The organism is Ottowia flava (assembly GCF_008017535.1).
In the GTDB taxonomy this organism is placed as follows: domain Bacteria; phylum Pseudomonadota; class Gammaproteobacteria; order Burkholderiales; family Burkholderiaceae_C; genus Ottowia; species Ottowia flava.
In genome coordinates this window covers 1-13,323 of the sequence record NZ_VRUA01000021.1, presented here as the reverse complement: position 1 = coordinate 13,323, position 13,323 = coordinate 1, and the positions used below count along the sequence as shown (strand labels likewise).

Below are 13,323 nucleotides of genomic sequence, written 5' to 3'. Positions count from 1 at the left end.
TGACCCATGGCGGTTTACACCGACGTCTCCGACGCCGAGGCCGGTGCGCTGATGCGCGCCCTGGGCCTGGGGGAGTTGACGGCGCTGCGCGGCATTGAAGGCGGCATCGAGAACACCAATTACTTCGCCACGACCGACCAGGGCGAATGGGTGCTGACGCTGTTCGAGCGCCTCAACCACGCGCAACTGCCGTTCTATCTGCACCTGATGAAGCACCTGGCGCAGCACGGCGTGCCGGTGCCCGAACCCCAAGCCAAGGCCGACGGCGCGCCCGTCGCCGCGGGCGAGGACGACATCCTGCACACTGTGTGTGGCAAACCGGCGGCGGTGGTCAACCGCCTGCGCGGCAAAAGCGAGTTGCAGCCCGGCGCTGCCCACTGCGCTGCCGTGGGCGACATGCTGGCGCGGGCGCATCTGGCCGCGCGCGACTACCCGCTGCGCCAGCCCAACCTGCGCGGGCTGACCTGGTGGAATGAGACCGTGCCCGTGGTCCTGCCGCACCTGGACGATGCCCAGTCCGCCCTGATCCGCACCGAGCTGGCCTACCAGAACCACATCGCCGCCGGCTCGGCCTACGCCGCCTTGCCGCGCGGCGCCATCCATGCCGACCTGTTCCGCGACAACGTGATGTTTGAAGGCACGCGCGAGCAGCCCGTGCTGTCCGGCTTCTTCGACTTCTATTTCGCGGGCGTCGACACCTGGCTGTTCGATCTGGCCGTCGCGCTGAACGACTGGGCCGTCGACCTGCCCAGCGGGCGCGCCGACACCGCGCGCACCCGAGCCATGCTGGCCGCCTACACCGCCGTGCGCCCGCTGACCGATGCCGAACGGCGCCTGCTGCCCGCCATGCTGCGCGCAGGCGCCCTGCGCTTCTGGATCTCGCGGCTGTGGGACTTCCACCTGCCGCGCGAAGCCAGCATGCTCAAACCGCACGACCCCACGCATTTCGAACGCGTGCTGCGCGCGCGCGTGGCCGACCCGTTGTTGCCATGAAGCTGCGCGTCGTCCCTGCCCGCACCGGCGCGCAATGGGTGCGCGAAGGCCTGCGCATGTTCTTCAAGCAGCCGCTGGCATTTGCCGGGCTCTTCTTCGTGTTCATGGCCTTCAGCCAGGTTGTTGGCTGGCTGCCCCTGGTTGGCGATTTCATCGGCCTTGCGCTGGTGCCTGCGTTCACCGTCGGCATGATGGCGGCATCGCGCGCTGTGGAGGCAGGTCAGTTCCCGATGCCTTCCCTGCTCATTTCAGCCTTTCGCGCATCGCCCGCCAAGACCCGCGCCATGCTGCTCCTGGGCGCTGCGTATGCGGCCGCAGTGATGCTGATTGTGGTGTTTACCTCGCTCGCGAGCGACGGCAAGCTGAACGAGTTGCTCGCTGCCCAGGGCGGCCAGGTCACGCCGGAGACCATGCGTGACCCGGCGGTTCAGGAAGCCATGCGCGCCTCCATGCGGCAATGGATGCTGGCATCGGTGCTGTACCTCCCGATTTCAGTGTTGTTCTGGCACGCCCCGGCGCTGGTGCACTGGCACGATGTGCCAGTGGTCAAGAGCCTTTTTTTCAGCGCCGTTGGCGTGCTGCGCAACCTGCGCGCCTACCTCGTCTATTTCATGGGCTGGATGATGGTCACCATGGTGGCGTGGCTGGCGTTGCTGATGGTCGCCGGCGTGCTGGGCAATGTGCGCATCGCCGCTGCCGGCATGCTGCCCGTCAGCCTGGCGATTGCCACCATGGTGATGGCCTCCCTGTGGCCAACCTTCCGCGACAGCTTTGAAGCAGACCCCACAGACAACGACCACGTCGCGCGCCTTTGAGCACCACCGCGTAACCAGCGATCGGTCGCCTCTCGCACCACTCGCTTGACGCCCCTCAGAACGTGTGTCTGATGCCCATCGCGACCCCGGTCTGAGACCGTTTGCTGTCGGCCAGCGTGTAGCCACCAAACCCGAAGTTGAGCGGTGCATGCCGCGAGTGCGCTGCTGCTGCGTACAGCGTTGTTCGCTTGGACAGGTTGTGCATGAGCCAAAGCGACAGCTGTTGCGGCGCACGGATATCGGTGGCAGGCCCGCGCTGGCGAATGTCGTTGCGGTAGTACGCCACGGACAGCTCTGTCGCAGGCGTGACGCGGTACGCCACACCGAGCCACCAGAAGCGATCGCGCAGGGCAATCCGGCCCAAGTCTGTGTCCGCCTTGGTCTTGCGCCAACCACCCACAAACGTTAAATCTTCCCACTTGTACTTGGCTGCCACGCCGAACAACCGCCGCCGCGAGCGGCCGTTGTCGGTCAGGTCGCCGTCCACGCTGTCGTAGTACGCCGCAATGCTTCCGTTGCCCAGTGCGTACGACACGCCAACGCCGTGCGTCGCACCTGCGCCACCGGGCAGGCTGCTCTTCATGCTGGCGTGCGCGCGCACGCGAAAGGCGTCAAACTTTCCGTCGTAGACGAAGGAAGAGTTCACGCGAGAGGTCGTCACCGTTCCCACCGGTTCATACAACAGCGCGAAGTGCTTGGGCATGTAGCCCGTCAGCACCAGGAAGCTGCCCGTGTACTGGCGTCCCAATGTCAGTTCACCCCAGCGCCCCCCGATGCCAACATAGGCCTGCCGGTTCCAGAACCGCGCTGGATCTGATGCGGCACCCTTGTCCACCTCGACGCCCGATTCGAGCGTGAAGACCGCGCGCATCCCACCACCCAGATCTTCGTTGCCTCGCAGACCGAAACGTCCGCCCGACAGACCACCTGAGCGCATCCGGGTGGCATCGCCACTGGCCACGCCGCCCTGATGCTCCACGGCCGCGTCCACGATCCCGTACATCGTCACATTCGAGCCCTGCGCCATCGCGCCACCGGTCCCGATCATGGCCACCGCCACAGCTTTCCAAATCACCTTTGTCACCATCGTCTCCTCGTTCGGATTCACTCTTTTTTCTTGAACCAAAGTTCAAGTCCGTTTCAAGAGCGACCGAAGATATCGGCGCGATCTGCGACTTAGGTCTATAAGTTCATTGTCTTGGTCTATGAGTCGGCGAAAGCGACGCGCCCACGCAAGCGAGCGCAGCCGGCCAAGAACGAACGGGATTCAGGGGAGCGATGGCGCGTTGCGTCGCAGGGCCGTCTGCAACTCGCGCACCTGCGGCGACACATCCACCCGCGCCAGGGTCATCATGCTGACCACGCCACTGAACGCCGGCGCAGAAAGCTCCCTGATCACGAGTCCCGGCCGGTGCATGTGCAGCGCCGACCAGTACCCCATCAAACCGATGCCGAAGCCCCCGTTGACCAGGGCCGCAGCGGTCGAAAGCTCGTTGACGCGGTAGGCCGCCCTGGGCGTGACACCCGCCTCGCCCAGTGCCTGGGTGACCCGCGTCGTGACGGAGTCCCTCGCCTGCAGCACGATCACCTCCTCGGATCGAATGTCCTGCCACCGCAGCGTGCGCCGACTGGCGAGCGGGTGAGACTCCGGCAGGATGCCCACATAGGGCACATGGCTCAGCGGACGGGCGCGCAGATCGGGGTCACTGTCCATGCGCAAGCCGATCGCCAGGTCCACCTGGTGCAGGTGCAGGCGCCGCACGGCCTCGTCGGTGGTGACATCCGCGAACTCCAGCCTCACATCGGGATGCGCGGCGCGAAATGCCACGAGGCCTGGCGCCAGCAAGCCGGGAAACAGGTTGGCGGGCGCCGCAATCCGCACCGCACCGCGCCGCCCCAGCACATGGCTTCGCAACTGGCTCTCGACGCGTTCTGCCTCTTCGAGCAACTGGGTCGCCAACCGCTTGCAATCGATACCCAGCGCCGTGAGCGCCACCTTGCGCGTGTCGCGGTCAAAGAGCTTGCCTCCGATCGACTCCTCCATGTTGCGGATGGAGGCGCTGAGCGTGGGCTGCGTGACGCCCAACCGGTCTGCGGCGCGACTGAAGCTCAAAGACTCGGCCAGAGCCAGGAACGATCGCATTTGCACCAAGGTGATATTCATTGGAAAAGTCTATATCCAAATAGACCCAGCCAATCAATGAAGCCCTAGAGTCCACAGCGGTCGTCGGTGACATCGCCGTCAGGCCAGATGGAGACACACTCAATGATTCAACTCGAAGTCCGCGACCACACGCTGGTCGTGACCCTTGACAGGCCTGCCGTGCGCAACGCCTGGAACCCCGAAGTGGCCCAGGGCCTGCACGATGCCTGGCGACGACTGGAAGCCGACCCTGAGCTCTGGTGCTGCGTCGTCACCGGCAACGGCGGCTTCTTCTCGTCGGGCATGGATCTGAAGCATCCGCCCATGGATTTGGGTACGCTGGCCATGCCCAACCTATCGGTGCCGTGCGACAAACCCATCATCTGTGCGGTGGAAGGCGGCGCCATCGGCTATGCGGCTGTGTTCTGCCTGCTCGCCGACATGGTCGTCTCCGGCGAAAGTGCGTATTTCCTGTACCCCGAGGCCAAGCTCGGCCTCTTCCAGGGAATGATGGGCGGCTTTCCCGGTCGACTGCAGTACAAGGCGGGCCTCCAGTGGCTGATGACTGGCGAGCCCATGGTCGCCCACCGGGCCCGAGAGATTGGCCTGGTGAACGAAGTGGTCGAGGACGGCGAAGCCACTGCGCGCGCCTTGCACCTGGCAGAACTCATCAACCGCAACGCGCCGCTGGTGGTGCAGGCGATGAAGGCTTTTGCGCTGAGCACCGTGCCCAAAGGGCCGATGGAAGCGAACTACCGAACCAACCGCCTTCTCGCCCGAATCGCGTCCAGCGATGACGGCAAGGAAGGCATCGCGTCCTTCCGCGAGAAGCGCCCCGCCAAATTCAGCGGCCGTTGACCTTCACTTCTTCCATCGACAGATTCAGCATGACCCTCCAGGAACTCAAATCGCGCGTGCGCATCCCGGTGATCGCCTCCCCGATGTTCATCGTGTCGTATCCCGAACTGGTGATCGCCCAGTGCAAGGCCGGCATCATCGGCTCATTTCCTTCGTTGAACGCGCGGCCCGCCCATGTCTTTGAGGAATGGCTGCAGCGCATCACGGCGGAGTTGGCACAGCACGACCGCGATCACCCGGACCGTCCTTCCGCGCCATTTGCCGTCAACCAGATCGTGCACAAGACCAACGATCGGCTTCAGCACGACCTGGAGCTGTGTGTCAAGTACAAGGTGCCGTTGATCATCACCTCACTGGGCGCCCAGTCGGAGGTGAACGACGCGATCCATTCGTATGGCGGTCTGGTGATGCACGACGTCATCAACCAGAAGTTTGCCCACAAGGCGATCGAAAAAGGTGCCGACGGCCTCATCGTGGTGGCCGCGGGCGCTGGCGGGCATGCGGGCCGTCAGTCTCCGTTCGCGTTGATGCAGGAAACACGCGCCTGGTTCGATGGCCCCATCGCCCTCTCGGGCTCGATCGCTAATGGTGCGTCGATCCTGGCGGCGCAGACGCTCGGCGCGGACTTCGCCTACGTGGGCTCCGCATTCATCGCCACGCAGGAAGCCAACGCGCGGCCCGAATACCAGCAGGCCATTCTGGAAGGCACTGCGGACGACATCGTCTACACGAACTTCTTCACGGGCGTGTGGGGCAATTACCTCGGGCCGTCGATCGTGGCAGCGGGGCTTGACCCTCAGAACATGCCCGGCGCAGACCCCTCCCGGATGAAATTCAACGGCCCCGAAGGCGGCTTCAAAGCCAAGGCCTGGAAAGACGTCTGGGGTTGCGGCCAGGGCATCGGCGTTCTGCACGACATCCCGACCGCAGGCGAGCTGGTCGACCGCTTCGCCAACGAGTACGAAGCGGCGCGGGCACGTTTGAACCTGCGCGCAGCCTGACCTTCACATAAACACAAATCGCCTTGAGGAGACAAACCATGAAACCCATGTCGATTCGGCGCCGGCAGGTGCTCGCCGGTGCCGCCAGCACTCTGGTCGCACCTTGGCTGACCCATGCCACCCCGGCACTCGCCGCCAGCGAGAAGCTCGGCACGCGGCCCGTGCGGATCATCGTTCCTTTCCCGGGCGGCGGCGGTGGCGACTCGTCCACCCGCGTGATGGCGGAACCTCTCGCCGCCTACCTGAACGTGCCAGTCATCGTTGACAACCGGCCGGGCGGGGACGGCGTCATCGCGGTGCAGGAACTGCTGCGCGCGCCGGCCGATGGCCACACGATCATGTTCGGCACGCCCAGCGCGCTGCTCTACACCCCGCAGCTCACGCCCAAGCGTCCGCCGTACGACCCGTTGAAGGATCTGACGCCGATCAGCCATTTCAGCTCGCTCGCCTACTTCATCTATGTCAACGACCAGGTGCCGGTCAAGACGATGGCCGAACTGGTGGACTACGTGCACAAGAACCCCGGCAAACTGGCCTACGGCACGGGCGATTCGACGCAGCTGGTCTCGATGGCCCAACTCAGGTCGCAGGCCAACCTGGACATGATCCACGTGCCGTACAAGGGCAGCTCCAACGCCTACGTCGACTTCATCGGCAATCGCATCCAGATCATGATCGGCGGATTCGAGCTGGTCGAACAGAGCAAGGGCAAGGCACGGCCGGTCGCCACCCTGTTGTCCAAGCGCAGCGCCCTGTTGCCTGAGGTGCCGACGCTGGCGGAATCGAAGCTGGCCCCCGTGACGACCCGCGCCTGGACGGCCTTGTTCGCGCCGGGCAAGACACCGATGCCCATCGTCGAGCAACTCTCGGCCGCGTGTGCCGCCGTGTTTTCTGAGGCGAAGCTCCAGGAGTACTTCAAAGCGCGCGGCTCCGTTCTGGAAGCCAGTTCGCCCGACGCCATGCGCAAGATACTCATCGAGCAGATGCCTGTGTTCGCGCATGCCATCAAGACCTACAACCTCTACAAAGAGTGACCTCTTTCTTCCGAGCTGACCGAGGTTTCATGATCTCCGACCTGCCTATTCAGCATGTCACACAGGCAGCCGCGCGCCACCCCGACAAGGACGCCCTCGTCTGTGTGCCCAGCGGCCGCCGGCTGACCTATGCGGATCTCGAGCGCGAGGCCAACCGCGGCGTTCATGCGCTGCGGGGGCTGGGCCTGCAGCCCGGCGACGGCATCGCGTTCAGCCTGCCCAACGGGGAGGCGTTCGCGATCGCGATGCTCGCGGCGGCTCGTGCGGGCCTGTACTACACACCGTTGCCCACCAAGGCCTCGGCGTCCGACATCGCGTACATCTGCGCGAACGCCGGCGCCAAGCTTCTCCTTCTCGACAGCGCATCGCCCGTGGGCAGCGAGCTGGCAGTCCGGCTCGCACCGGATCGCACGGTCATGTTCAGCAGCGACGAGCCCGAGTCGCCCGGCCCCTGGCAAGCGCTGCTTGCCAGGCAACCCGTCAGCCTGCCGGAGAATCCGCAACCTGGCATCGAGATGGTGTTTTCGTCCGGCTCGACGGGGCGCCCCAAGGGCGTGCGCAAACCCATCACCGCGCCCACCTGGGATGCCCCCGATCCGCGCAACGTGGCGACGGCGCAGGCCAACAGACTCTCGGCGAAGAGCGTGTACCTCTCCACCTCACCGCTCTACCACAGCGCGCCGCACCGCTACCTGAGCGCCAGCCTGAGCGTCGGTGCGACGGTGGTCGTGCTTTCGCACTTCGACGCCGAACTGGCTCTCGAATGTCTGAACCGGTACGCCTGCACGCATTCGCTGTGGGTGCCCACGATGTTCCACCGCATGCTGAAGCTCGAGCCGAACGTTCGCGCGCGCTACCGCGGGGAACACCATCACCACGCCATCCACGGTGCGGCGCCCTGCCCCGTGCCGCTCAAACGCGCGATGATCGATTGGTGGGGACCGATCCTGTACGAGTACTACTCCGGCTCGGAAGGCCTGGGCAGCACCGCCATCGACTCGCATGAATGGCTCGCTCATCCGGGCTCGGTGGGCAAGCCCCGCCAGCTCGCAGTGCATGTGCTGGATGACGATCACCGGCCCCAGCCCGCAGGCGTGGTGGGCAACATCTACTTTGAGGCGCCCACGTCGTTCGCCTATTGGGGCGACCCTGAAAAGACCCGCGCCGCCATCAGTCCACAAGGCTGGAAAACCTATGGCGACATTGGCTACCTGGATGCCGACGGCTACCTGTACCTCACCGATCGGCGCAGCTTCACCGTCATTTCCGGGGGCGTCAACGTCTACCCCCAGGAGGTCGAAAACACGCTCCTGTCGCATCCCGACGTGCAGGATGCGGCCGTGTTCGGCGTGCCGGATGAAGATCTCGGAGAAAAGCTCGCCGCTGTGGTGCAGCTGGCCCATGGCGCGGCGGGCGATGCCGCTGCCGCCCAGGCGCTTCAGGCGTATTGCAAGGCCGAAGGCGGTGCGATCAAGACGCCCAAGCTGATCCGCTTCTGCACGGAGTTTCCGCGCACGGACAGCGGCAAGATCCTGAAGGCCGGGCTGCGCCAGCAGTTCATGCAGGACACCGGGGCGACGACCTACGCCTGAACCGAAGGCGACCGTCAGACGCGGGCCGGAAACGGAAAATACAGGCGAATCCGGCTCTAGCGGCTGACTGGCGGGCGCTGCCAGCTATGGTTTTGGGAGTACCCCAGAACCTTCCGGCTACTCCACCACGGTCAACTTCGCCACCGCCAGCGCCAGCCACTTCAGGCCATGGCGCGGGAAGTCGACCTGCGCGCGCGCGTCGTCGCCCGCGCCTTCCACCGCCATCACCTGGCCTTCACCGAATTTGGTGTGGAACACCTTGATGCCCGCGCGAATGCCATGCGCCGGCTCGGCCTTGCGCGGCGGCAGCGGTGCGGCGCTGGCCACCATGTCAGGGTAAATAGCGCTGTTCCCCCAGGCGGGGCGCGCGTGGTTTGCTCCTGAATGCGCACCAGGCATCATCGACGCAAATCCGCCGTGGCGCGGCGTGAGCCACTTGAGCGACCCTTCGGGTAACTCTTCCAGAAAGCGACTCTTGATGTTGTAGCGCGTCTGGCCGTGCAGCAGCCGCGTCTGCGCGTGGCTTAGGTACAGGCGCTTGCGCGCGCGGGTGATGGCGACATACATTAGGCGGCGCTCTTCCTCCAGCCCTTCAAAGTCGCTCATCGCCTTTTCGTTGGGGAACAGGCCCTCTTCCAAGCCGGTGATGAAGACCGCATCAAACTCCAGCCCCTTGCTGGCGTGCACGGTCATCAACTGCACCGCGTCCTGGCCGGCCTGGGCTTGGTTGTCGCCCGCCTCCAGCGCGGCGTGCGTTAAGAACGCGGCCAGCGGGCTGCGCGTTTCGCCGGTATCGGTGTCGACCGGGGGCGGCGGCTCGGGCAGGCGCTCGTCCAGCAGCGGCGCGTTGGGGTCCAGGCCCTGGCTGGCTGGGCTTTGGGTCAGGCCGGCCGTCTCGTCCACGGGTAGCGCCACGGCGTCGCGGCCAAAGCCTTCCTGGGTGACGAAACTCTCGGCCGCGTTGACCAGTTCTTCCAGGTTTTCGACCCGGTCGGCGCCGTCGCGCTCGGCGCGGTAATGCTCCAGCAGGCTGCTGTCGTCCAGCGTGCGTTCGATGATCTCGCGCAGCGTCTGGCCTTCGGTCTGTTCGCGCAGCACGTCGATCCTGGCGACGAAGGCGGCCAGATTCCCGCCCGCCTTGCCCGGCACGTTGCCGACGGCGTCGACCAACGCGGTGCCGGCGTCGCGTGCGGCGTCCTGCAGCTGCTCGATGCTGCGCGCGCCAATGCCGCGCGGTGGAAAGTTGACCACACGCAGAAAGCTGGTGTCGTCGCGCGGATTCTCCAGCAGGCGCAGGTAAGCGAGCGCGTGCTTGACCTCGGCGCGCTCGAAGAAGCGCAGGCCGCCGTACACACGGTAAGGCACGCCGGCGTTGAACAGCTGCGTTTCCAGCACGCGGCTTTGCGCGTTGCTGCGGTACAGCACGGCGATTTCCTTGCGCTCGTGGCCTTCGCCCTTGACGAGCTGGCGCATCTCGTCGACCACCCATTCGGCTTCGGCGAAATCGCTGGGTGCTTCGTAGACGCGCACCTGCTCGCCGGTGCCCTGGTCGGTGCGCAGCTCCTTGCCGAGGCGCTTCTTGTTGTGGCTGATCAGCTGGTTGGCCGAGTCCAGGATGTGGCTGTGGCTGCGGTAGTTCTGCTCCAGCTTGATCTGGTGCTGCACATGGAATTCGCGCACGAAGTCGGCCATGTTGCCGACGCGCGCGCCGCGAAAAGCGTAGATGCTCTGGTCGTCGTCACCCACCGCCATGATGGCGCCGCCACCGCCTTCAGCCGGCAACCCCGCGATGATCTTGATCCAGGCGTACTGCAGGCGGTTGGTGTCCTGAAACTCGTCGATCAGGATGTGGCGAAAGCGCCGCCGATAGTGCTCTCGCACGGCGTCGTTGTCGCGCAGCAGCTCGTAGCTCCGCAGCATCAGCTCACCAAAGTCGACCACGCCTTCGCGCTGGCATTGCTCTTCGTACAGCTGGTAGATTTCGACCTTGCGACGCGCGTCGCCGTCGTGCACCGCGACGTCGCGGGGCCGCTCGCCGTCTTCCTTGCAGCCGGCGATGAACCACTGCATCTGCTTGGGCGGAAAGCGCTCTTCGTCCACGTTGTGCTGCTTGTACAGGCGCTTGATGGCCGAGAGCTGATCCTGCGTGTCCAGGATCTGGAAGGTCTGCGGCAAGTTGGCCAGCTTGTGGTGCGCGCGCAGCAGGCGGTTGCACAGACCGTGGAAGGTGCCGATCCACATGCCGCGCGCATTCAGCGGCAACATGGCCGTCAAGCGCGTCAACATCTCCTTGGCGGCCTTGTTGGTGAAGGTCACGGCCAGCACGCCGCCGGGCGACACCTGACCGGTTTGCAGCAGCCAGGCGATGCGAGTGGTCAGCACGCGCGTCTTGCCCGATCCGGCGCCCGCCAGGATCAGCGCGGGTTCGGGCGGCAGGGTGACGGCGGCGCGTTGTTCGGGGTTGAGCCCCGCCAGCAGGGGCATCTCCGCCTGGGCGGCGGCATCCGATTGTGGGAACATGACCCGATTGTAGAAAGCCGTTGCCGGCGCGCAGCCTCCCGTCGCCTATGCCCACTCCAACCCCTCGCTCTGACCCCGCACGCACACGCCGCTCGGCCCGCGCGCAGCGGGCACTGCGCGCGGCAACCGCCGTGTTCGCACTGACAGCGCAGGCTGCGGCCGCTGCGGAGCCACCCTCCTCGTGCAGCAGCGATGGACAGGCCGCGCGTCGATGGCTGGCAGAGCGCTTCATCAGCGCCGATTGCCCCGAGTGCTGGACCGCGGCCCCGCCCGCGGCGCCGCCGCGTGGCGCCATCGTGCTGGACTGGGTGGTCCCGGCGGACAGTGGTGACGATGCCCCCATGTCCGCCGTCGCGCGCCGCGAAGCCCGACAGCGCCTGGATGCCCAAAGCCTGCCGATGCCCGAAAGCGGTCATTTCACCCAATCGCAAAGCCAGAGCGAGAGCGAGCCCATTGGCCGGCACCGCCTGCGCGTGCAGCACGGCTTGGCGTTGGGCGGTTACGTCGGCGCGTCGCTCAGGTTCAACGCGAAACCAGGCGCGAAAGGCCCTTTCATCGGGTGGCTGGCGCTGGTTGAATGGCTGCCGAAGGGGACAGAGGGCTCGCCCGTGCCGCGCCAGTTGGTGCGCAACCTGCTGACCGAGCCCATCGCACCGCAACCCTCGGCCGACTGGCCCTACCAGCTGTGGCGGCCGATGAACATCCCGGAAGGCGCGCGAGCTGAACGTCTGGGGGTGGTCGGTTGGGTGACCGACGCCCACGGGCGGCTGGTCGTCCTGGCGCAAGCACGCTGCGCCGCAAAGCCGTAAAATCAATCACCGGGCCCAAGTTTTCTTGGCCCGGTTTTTTGTGCCCGCTCGCTGCGCGGCGCAGCAAGCCGCGGTCAGACCAAGCGCCCAGATTGTCTGTATCTATGGAGCTTGGAATCTTATGGAAATCTTCGACTACGACCAGGTGCTGCTGCTGCCGCGCAAGTGCCGCGTGGAAAGCCGCAGCGAGTGCGATGCCGGCATCGACTTTGGCGGGCGCCGCTTCAAATTGCCGGTCGTGCCGTCCAACATGAAGACGGTGGTGGACGAAAAGGTCTGCCAGCAGTTGGCGGCCAACGGCTACTTCTATGTCATGCACCGCTTCGACATCGACAACGTGGCCTTCGTGCGCGACATGCAAGGGCGCGGACTGTTCGCGTCGATCTCGCTGGGCGTGAAGGCGCCCGACTACGCGACGGTCGACACGCTGGCCGAGCAAGGCCTGACGCCCGAGTACATCACCATCGACATCGCGCACGGCCACGCCGACACGGTGCGCGACATGATCTGGCACATCCGCAAGAAGCTGCCTGACACCTTCATCATCGCTGGCAACGTGGCCACCCCTGAAGCGGTGATCGACCTGGAAAACTGGGGCGCCGACGCCACCAAGGTCGGCGTAGGCCCGGGCAAGGTGTGCATCACCAAGCTGAAAACTGGCTTTGGCACAGGGGGCTGGCAGCTGTCGGCGCTGAAATGGTGCGCGCGCGTGGCCACCAAGCCGATCATTGCCGACGGCGGCATCCGCAGCCATGGCGACATCGCCAAGAGCATCCGCTTTGGCGCGACGATGATCATGATCGGCTCGCTGTTCGCTGGCCACGAAGAGTCGCCGGGTAAGACCGTCGAGGTCGACGGTGAGCTGTTCAAGGAGTACTACGGCTCGGCCAGCGACTTCAACAAGGGCGAGTACCGCCACGTGGAAGGCAAGCGCATCCTGGAGCCGGTGCGCGGCAAGCTGGCCGACACGCTGACCGAGATGGAGCAGGACGTGCAAAGCTCCATCAGCTACGCCGGCGGCAAGAAGCTGCTGGACATCCGCAAGGTGAACTACGTCATCCTGGGCGGCGACAACGCGGGTGAACACCTGCTGATGTAAGACACTGCACTGCAGGCGCGCGCGGCCGGTTTTTTGAATGGAATCAGCCGACAGCCCTAGGTGTAGTTTCTCAACACGTTGTTCCCGTCGAATGCGAGTCGCGTGATGGGAGGCAGGTGTTCGGTGGCTGAGTGAGGCCGATGGAAGTTGTAATGATGCATCCACGCCAGCAGTTCGTCTGCACGGTGCTGTGAACTCGGATAGCAATACGCATAGGCCCACTCTTTGAGCAGCGTCTGGATGAAGCGCTCGGCCTTGCCGTTGGTTCTGGGTGTGTACGGCCTTGTGCGGATGTGCCTGATCTTCAGTCGGCGCAGCAGCCTGGCAAAGCGTCTGGACTTGTAGGCCGCGCCGTTGTCGGTCATCACCTGCTCGATCTTCACGCGCAGGCCTTTGTAGTAGCGCAGCGCCGCCAGCAGGTGCGCGCATGCACTCCTGGCGGACTCATCGGGCAGCATC

The 13,323-nt window shown here is 65.3% G+C and carries 12 protein-coding genes; 8 read left to right on the top strand and 4 right to left on the bottom strand.

Going from position 1 to position 13,323, the window contains the following annotated elements:
* Window positions 1-6: 6 nt before the first annotated feature.
* Both FVQ98_RS16595 and FVQ98_RS16590 read left to right on the top strand, forming a co-directional pair.
* Complete coding sequence (locus FVQ98_RS16595) at window positions 7-993, top strand: homoserine kinase (RefSeq protein WP_147914573.1); 987 nt, start codon at window positions 7-9, stop codon at window positions 991-993.
* A complete protein-coding gene (locus tag FVQ98_RS16590) occupies window positions 990-1,808 on the top strand; it encodes a BPSS1780 family membrane protein (protein ID WP_147914572.1) in 819 nt (272 codons plus the stop codon). Before FVQ98_RS16595 ends, FVQ98_RS16590 begins: the two co-directional genes overlap by 4 nt.
* A 55-nt stretch (window positions 1,809-1,863) precedes the next feature.
* On the opposite strand, the gene FVQ98_RS16585 is transcribed toward FVQ98_RS16590, so the two are convergent.
* Both FVQ98_RS16585 and FVQ98_RS16580 read right to left on the bottom strand, forming a co-directional pair.
* Window positions 1,864-2,916, bottom strand: coding sequence for a porin (locus tag FVQ98_RS16585; RefSeq protein ID WP_147914571.1), 1,053 nt, complete (start codon window positions 2,914-2,916; stop codon window positions 1,864-1,866).
* A 159-nt stretch (window positions 2,917-3,075) separates the two neighbouring features.
* Entirely contained in the window at window positions 3,076-3,972 is an 897-nt protein-coding gene (locus FVQ98_RS16580; RefSeq protein WP_147914570.1) for a LysR family transcriptional regulator, read from the bottom strand.
* Window positions 3,973-4,074: 102 nt separating this feature from the next.
* Here FVQ98_RS16580 and FVQ98_RS16575 point away from each other — a divergent pair, with 102 nt between their 5' ends.
* Genes FVQ98_RS16575 through FVQ98_RS16560 form a run of 4 tightly spaced genes read left to right on the top strand, consistent with a single transcriptional unit; the run spans window position 4,075 to window position 8,436 of the window.
* A complete protein-coding gene (locus FVQ98_RS16575) occupies window positions 4,075-4,809 on the top strand; it encodes an enoyl-CoA hydratase/isomerase family protein (RefSeq protein WP_147914569.1) in 735 nt (244 codons plus the stop codon).
* A 29-nt stretch (window positions 4,810-4,838) separates the two neighbouring features.
* Window positions 4,839-5,810 (top strand): NAD(P)H-dependent flavin oxidoreductase, encoded by a 972-nt coding sequence (locus tag FVQ98_RS16570; protein WP_147914568.1) that lies wholly within the window; start codon window positions 4,839-4,841, stop codon window positions 5,808-5,810.
* A 38-nt stretch (window positions 5,811-5,848) separates the two neighbouring features.
* Window positions 5,849-6,844 (top strand): Bug family tripartite tricarboxylate transporter substrate binding protein, encoded by a 996-nt coding sequence (locus FVQ98_RS16565; protein WP_147914567.1) that lies wholly within the window; start codon window positions 5,849-5,851, stop codon window positions 6,842-6,844.
* 29 nt (window positions 6,845-6,873) lie between these two features.
* The gene (locus FVQ98_RS16560) at window positions 6,874-8,436 is read left to right on the top strand and encodes an AMP-binding protein (protein WP_147914566.1); all 1,563 of its coding nucleotides are present in this window, start codon (window positions 6,874-6,876) and stop codon (window positions 8,434-8,436) included.
* Between the two features lie 117 nt (window positions 8,437-8,553).
* Here FVQ98_RS16560 and FVQ98_RS16555 read toward each other — a convergent pair whose 3' ends face one another.
* A complete protein-coding gene (locus tag FVQ98_RS16555) occupies window positions 8,554-10,956 on the bottom strand; it encodes a UvrD-helicase domain-containing protein (RefSeq protein ID WP_147914565.1) in 2,403 nt (800 codons plus the stop codon).
* A gap of 131 nt (window positions 10,957-11,087) precedes the next feature.
* On the opposite strand from FVQ98_RS16555, the gene FVQ98_RS16550 reads away from it, so the two are divergent.
* Entirely contained in the window at window positions 11,088-11,765 is a 678-nt protein-coding gene (locus FVQ98_RS16550) for a hypothetical protein (RefSeq protein ID WP_147914564.1), read from the top strand.
* 121 nt (window positions 11,766-11,886) lie between these two features.
* Window positions 11,887-12,864, top strand: coding sequence for a GMP reductase (locus tag FVQ98_RS16545; RefSeq protein WP_147914563.1), 978 nt, complete (start codon window positions 11,887-11,889; stop codon window positions 12,862-12,864).
* A gap of 56 nt (window positions 12,865-12,920) precedes the next feature.
* Here the strand turns inward: FVQ98_RS16545 and FVQ98_RS16540 are convergent.
* Window positions 12,921-13,323: integrase core domain-containing protein (locus tag FVQ98_RS16540; protein WP_147914562.1), on the bottom strand; the 403-nt coding region annotated here is incomplete at its 5' end.

What these genes read in the sequence shown, in the direction of transcription:
- FVQ98_RS16595 (WP_147914573.1), top strand. Translation starts at nt 7, where the DNA reads ATGGCGGTTTACACCGACGTCTCCGACGCCGAGGCCGGTGCGCTGATG.
- FVQ98_RS16590 (WP_147914572.1), top strand. Translation starts at nt 990, where the DNA reads ATGAAGCTGCGCGTCGTCCCTGCCCGCACCGGCGCGCAATGGGTGCGC.
- FVQ98_RS16580 (WP_147914570.1), bottom strand. Translation starts at nt 3,972, where the DNA reads ATGAATATCACCTTGGTGCAAATGCGATCGTTCCTGGCTCTGGCCGAG.
- FVQ98_RS16575 (WP_147914569.1), top strand. Translation starts at nt 4,075, where the DNA reads ATGATTCAACTCGAAGTCCGCGACCACACGCTGGTCGTGACCCTTGAC.
- FVQ98_RS16570 (WP_147914568.1), top strand. Translation starts at nt 4,839, where the DNA reads ATGACCCTCCAGGAACTCAAATCGCGCGTGCGCATCCCGGTGATCGCC.
- FVQ98_RS16565 (WP_147914567.1), top strand. Translation starts at nt 5,849, where the DNA reads ATGAAACCCATGTCGATTCGGCGCCGGCAGGTGCTCGCCGGTGCCGCC.
- FVQ98_RS16560 (WP_147914566.1), top strand. Translation starts at nt 6,874, where the DNA reads ATGATCTCCGACCTGCCTATTCAGCATGTCACACAGGCAGCCGCGCGC.
- FVQ98_RS16555 (WP_147914565.1), bottom strand. Translation starts at nt 10,956, where the DNA reads ATGTTCCCACAATCGGATGCCGCCGCCCAGGCGGAGATGCCCCTGCTG.
- FVQ98_RS16545 (WP_147914563.1), top strand. Translation starts at nt 11,887, where the DNA reads ATGGAAATCTTCGACTACGACCAGGTGCTGCTGCTGCCGCGCAAGTGC.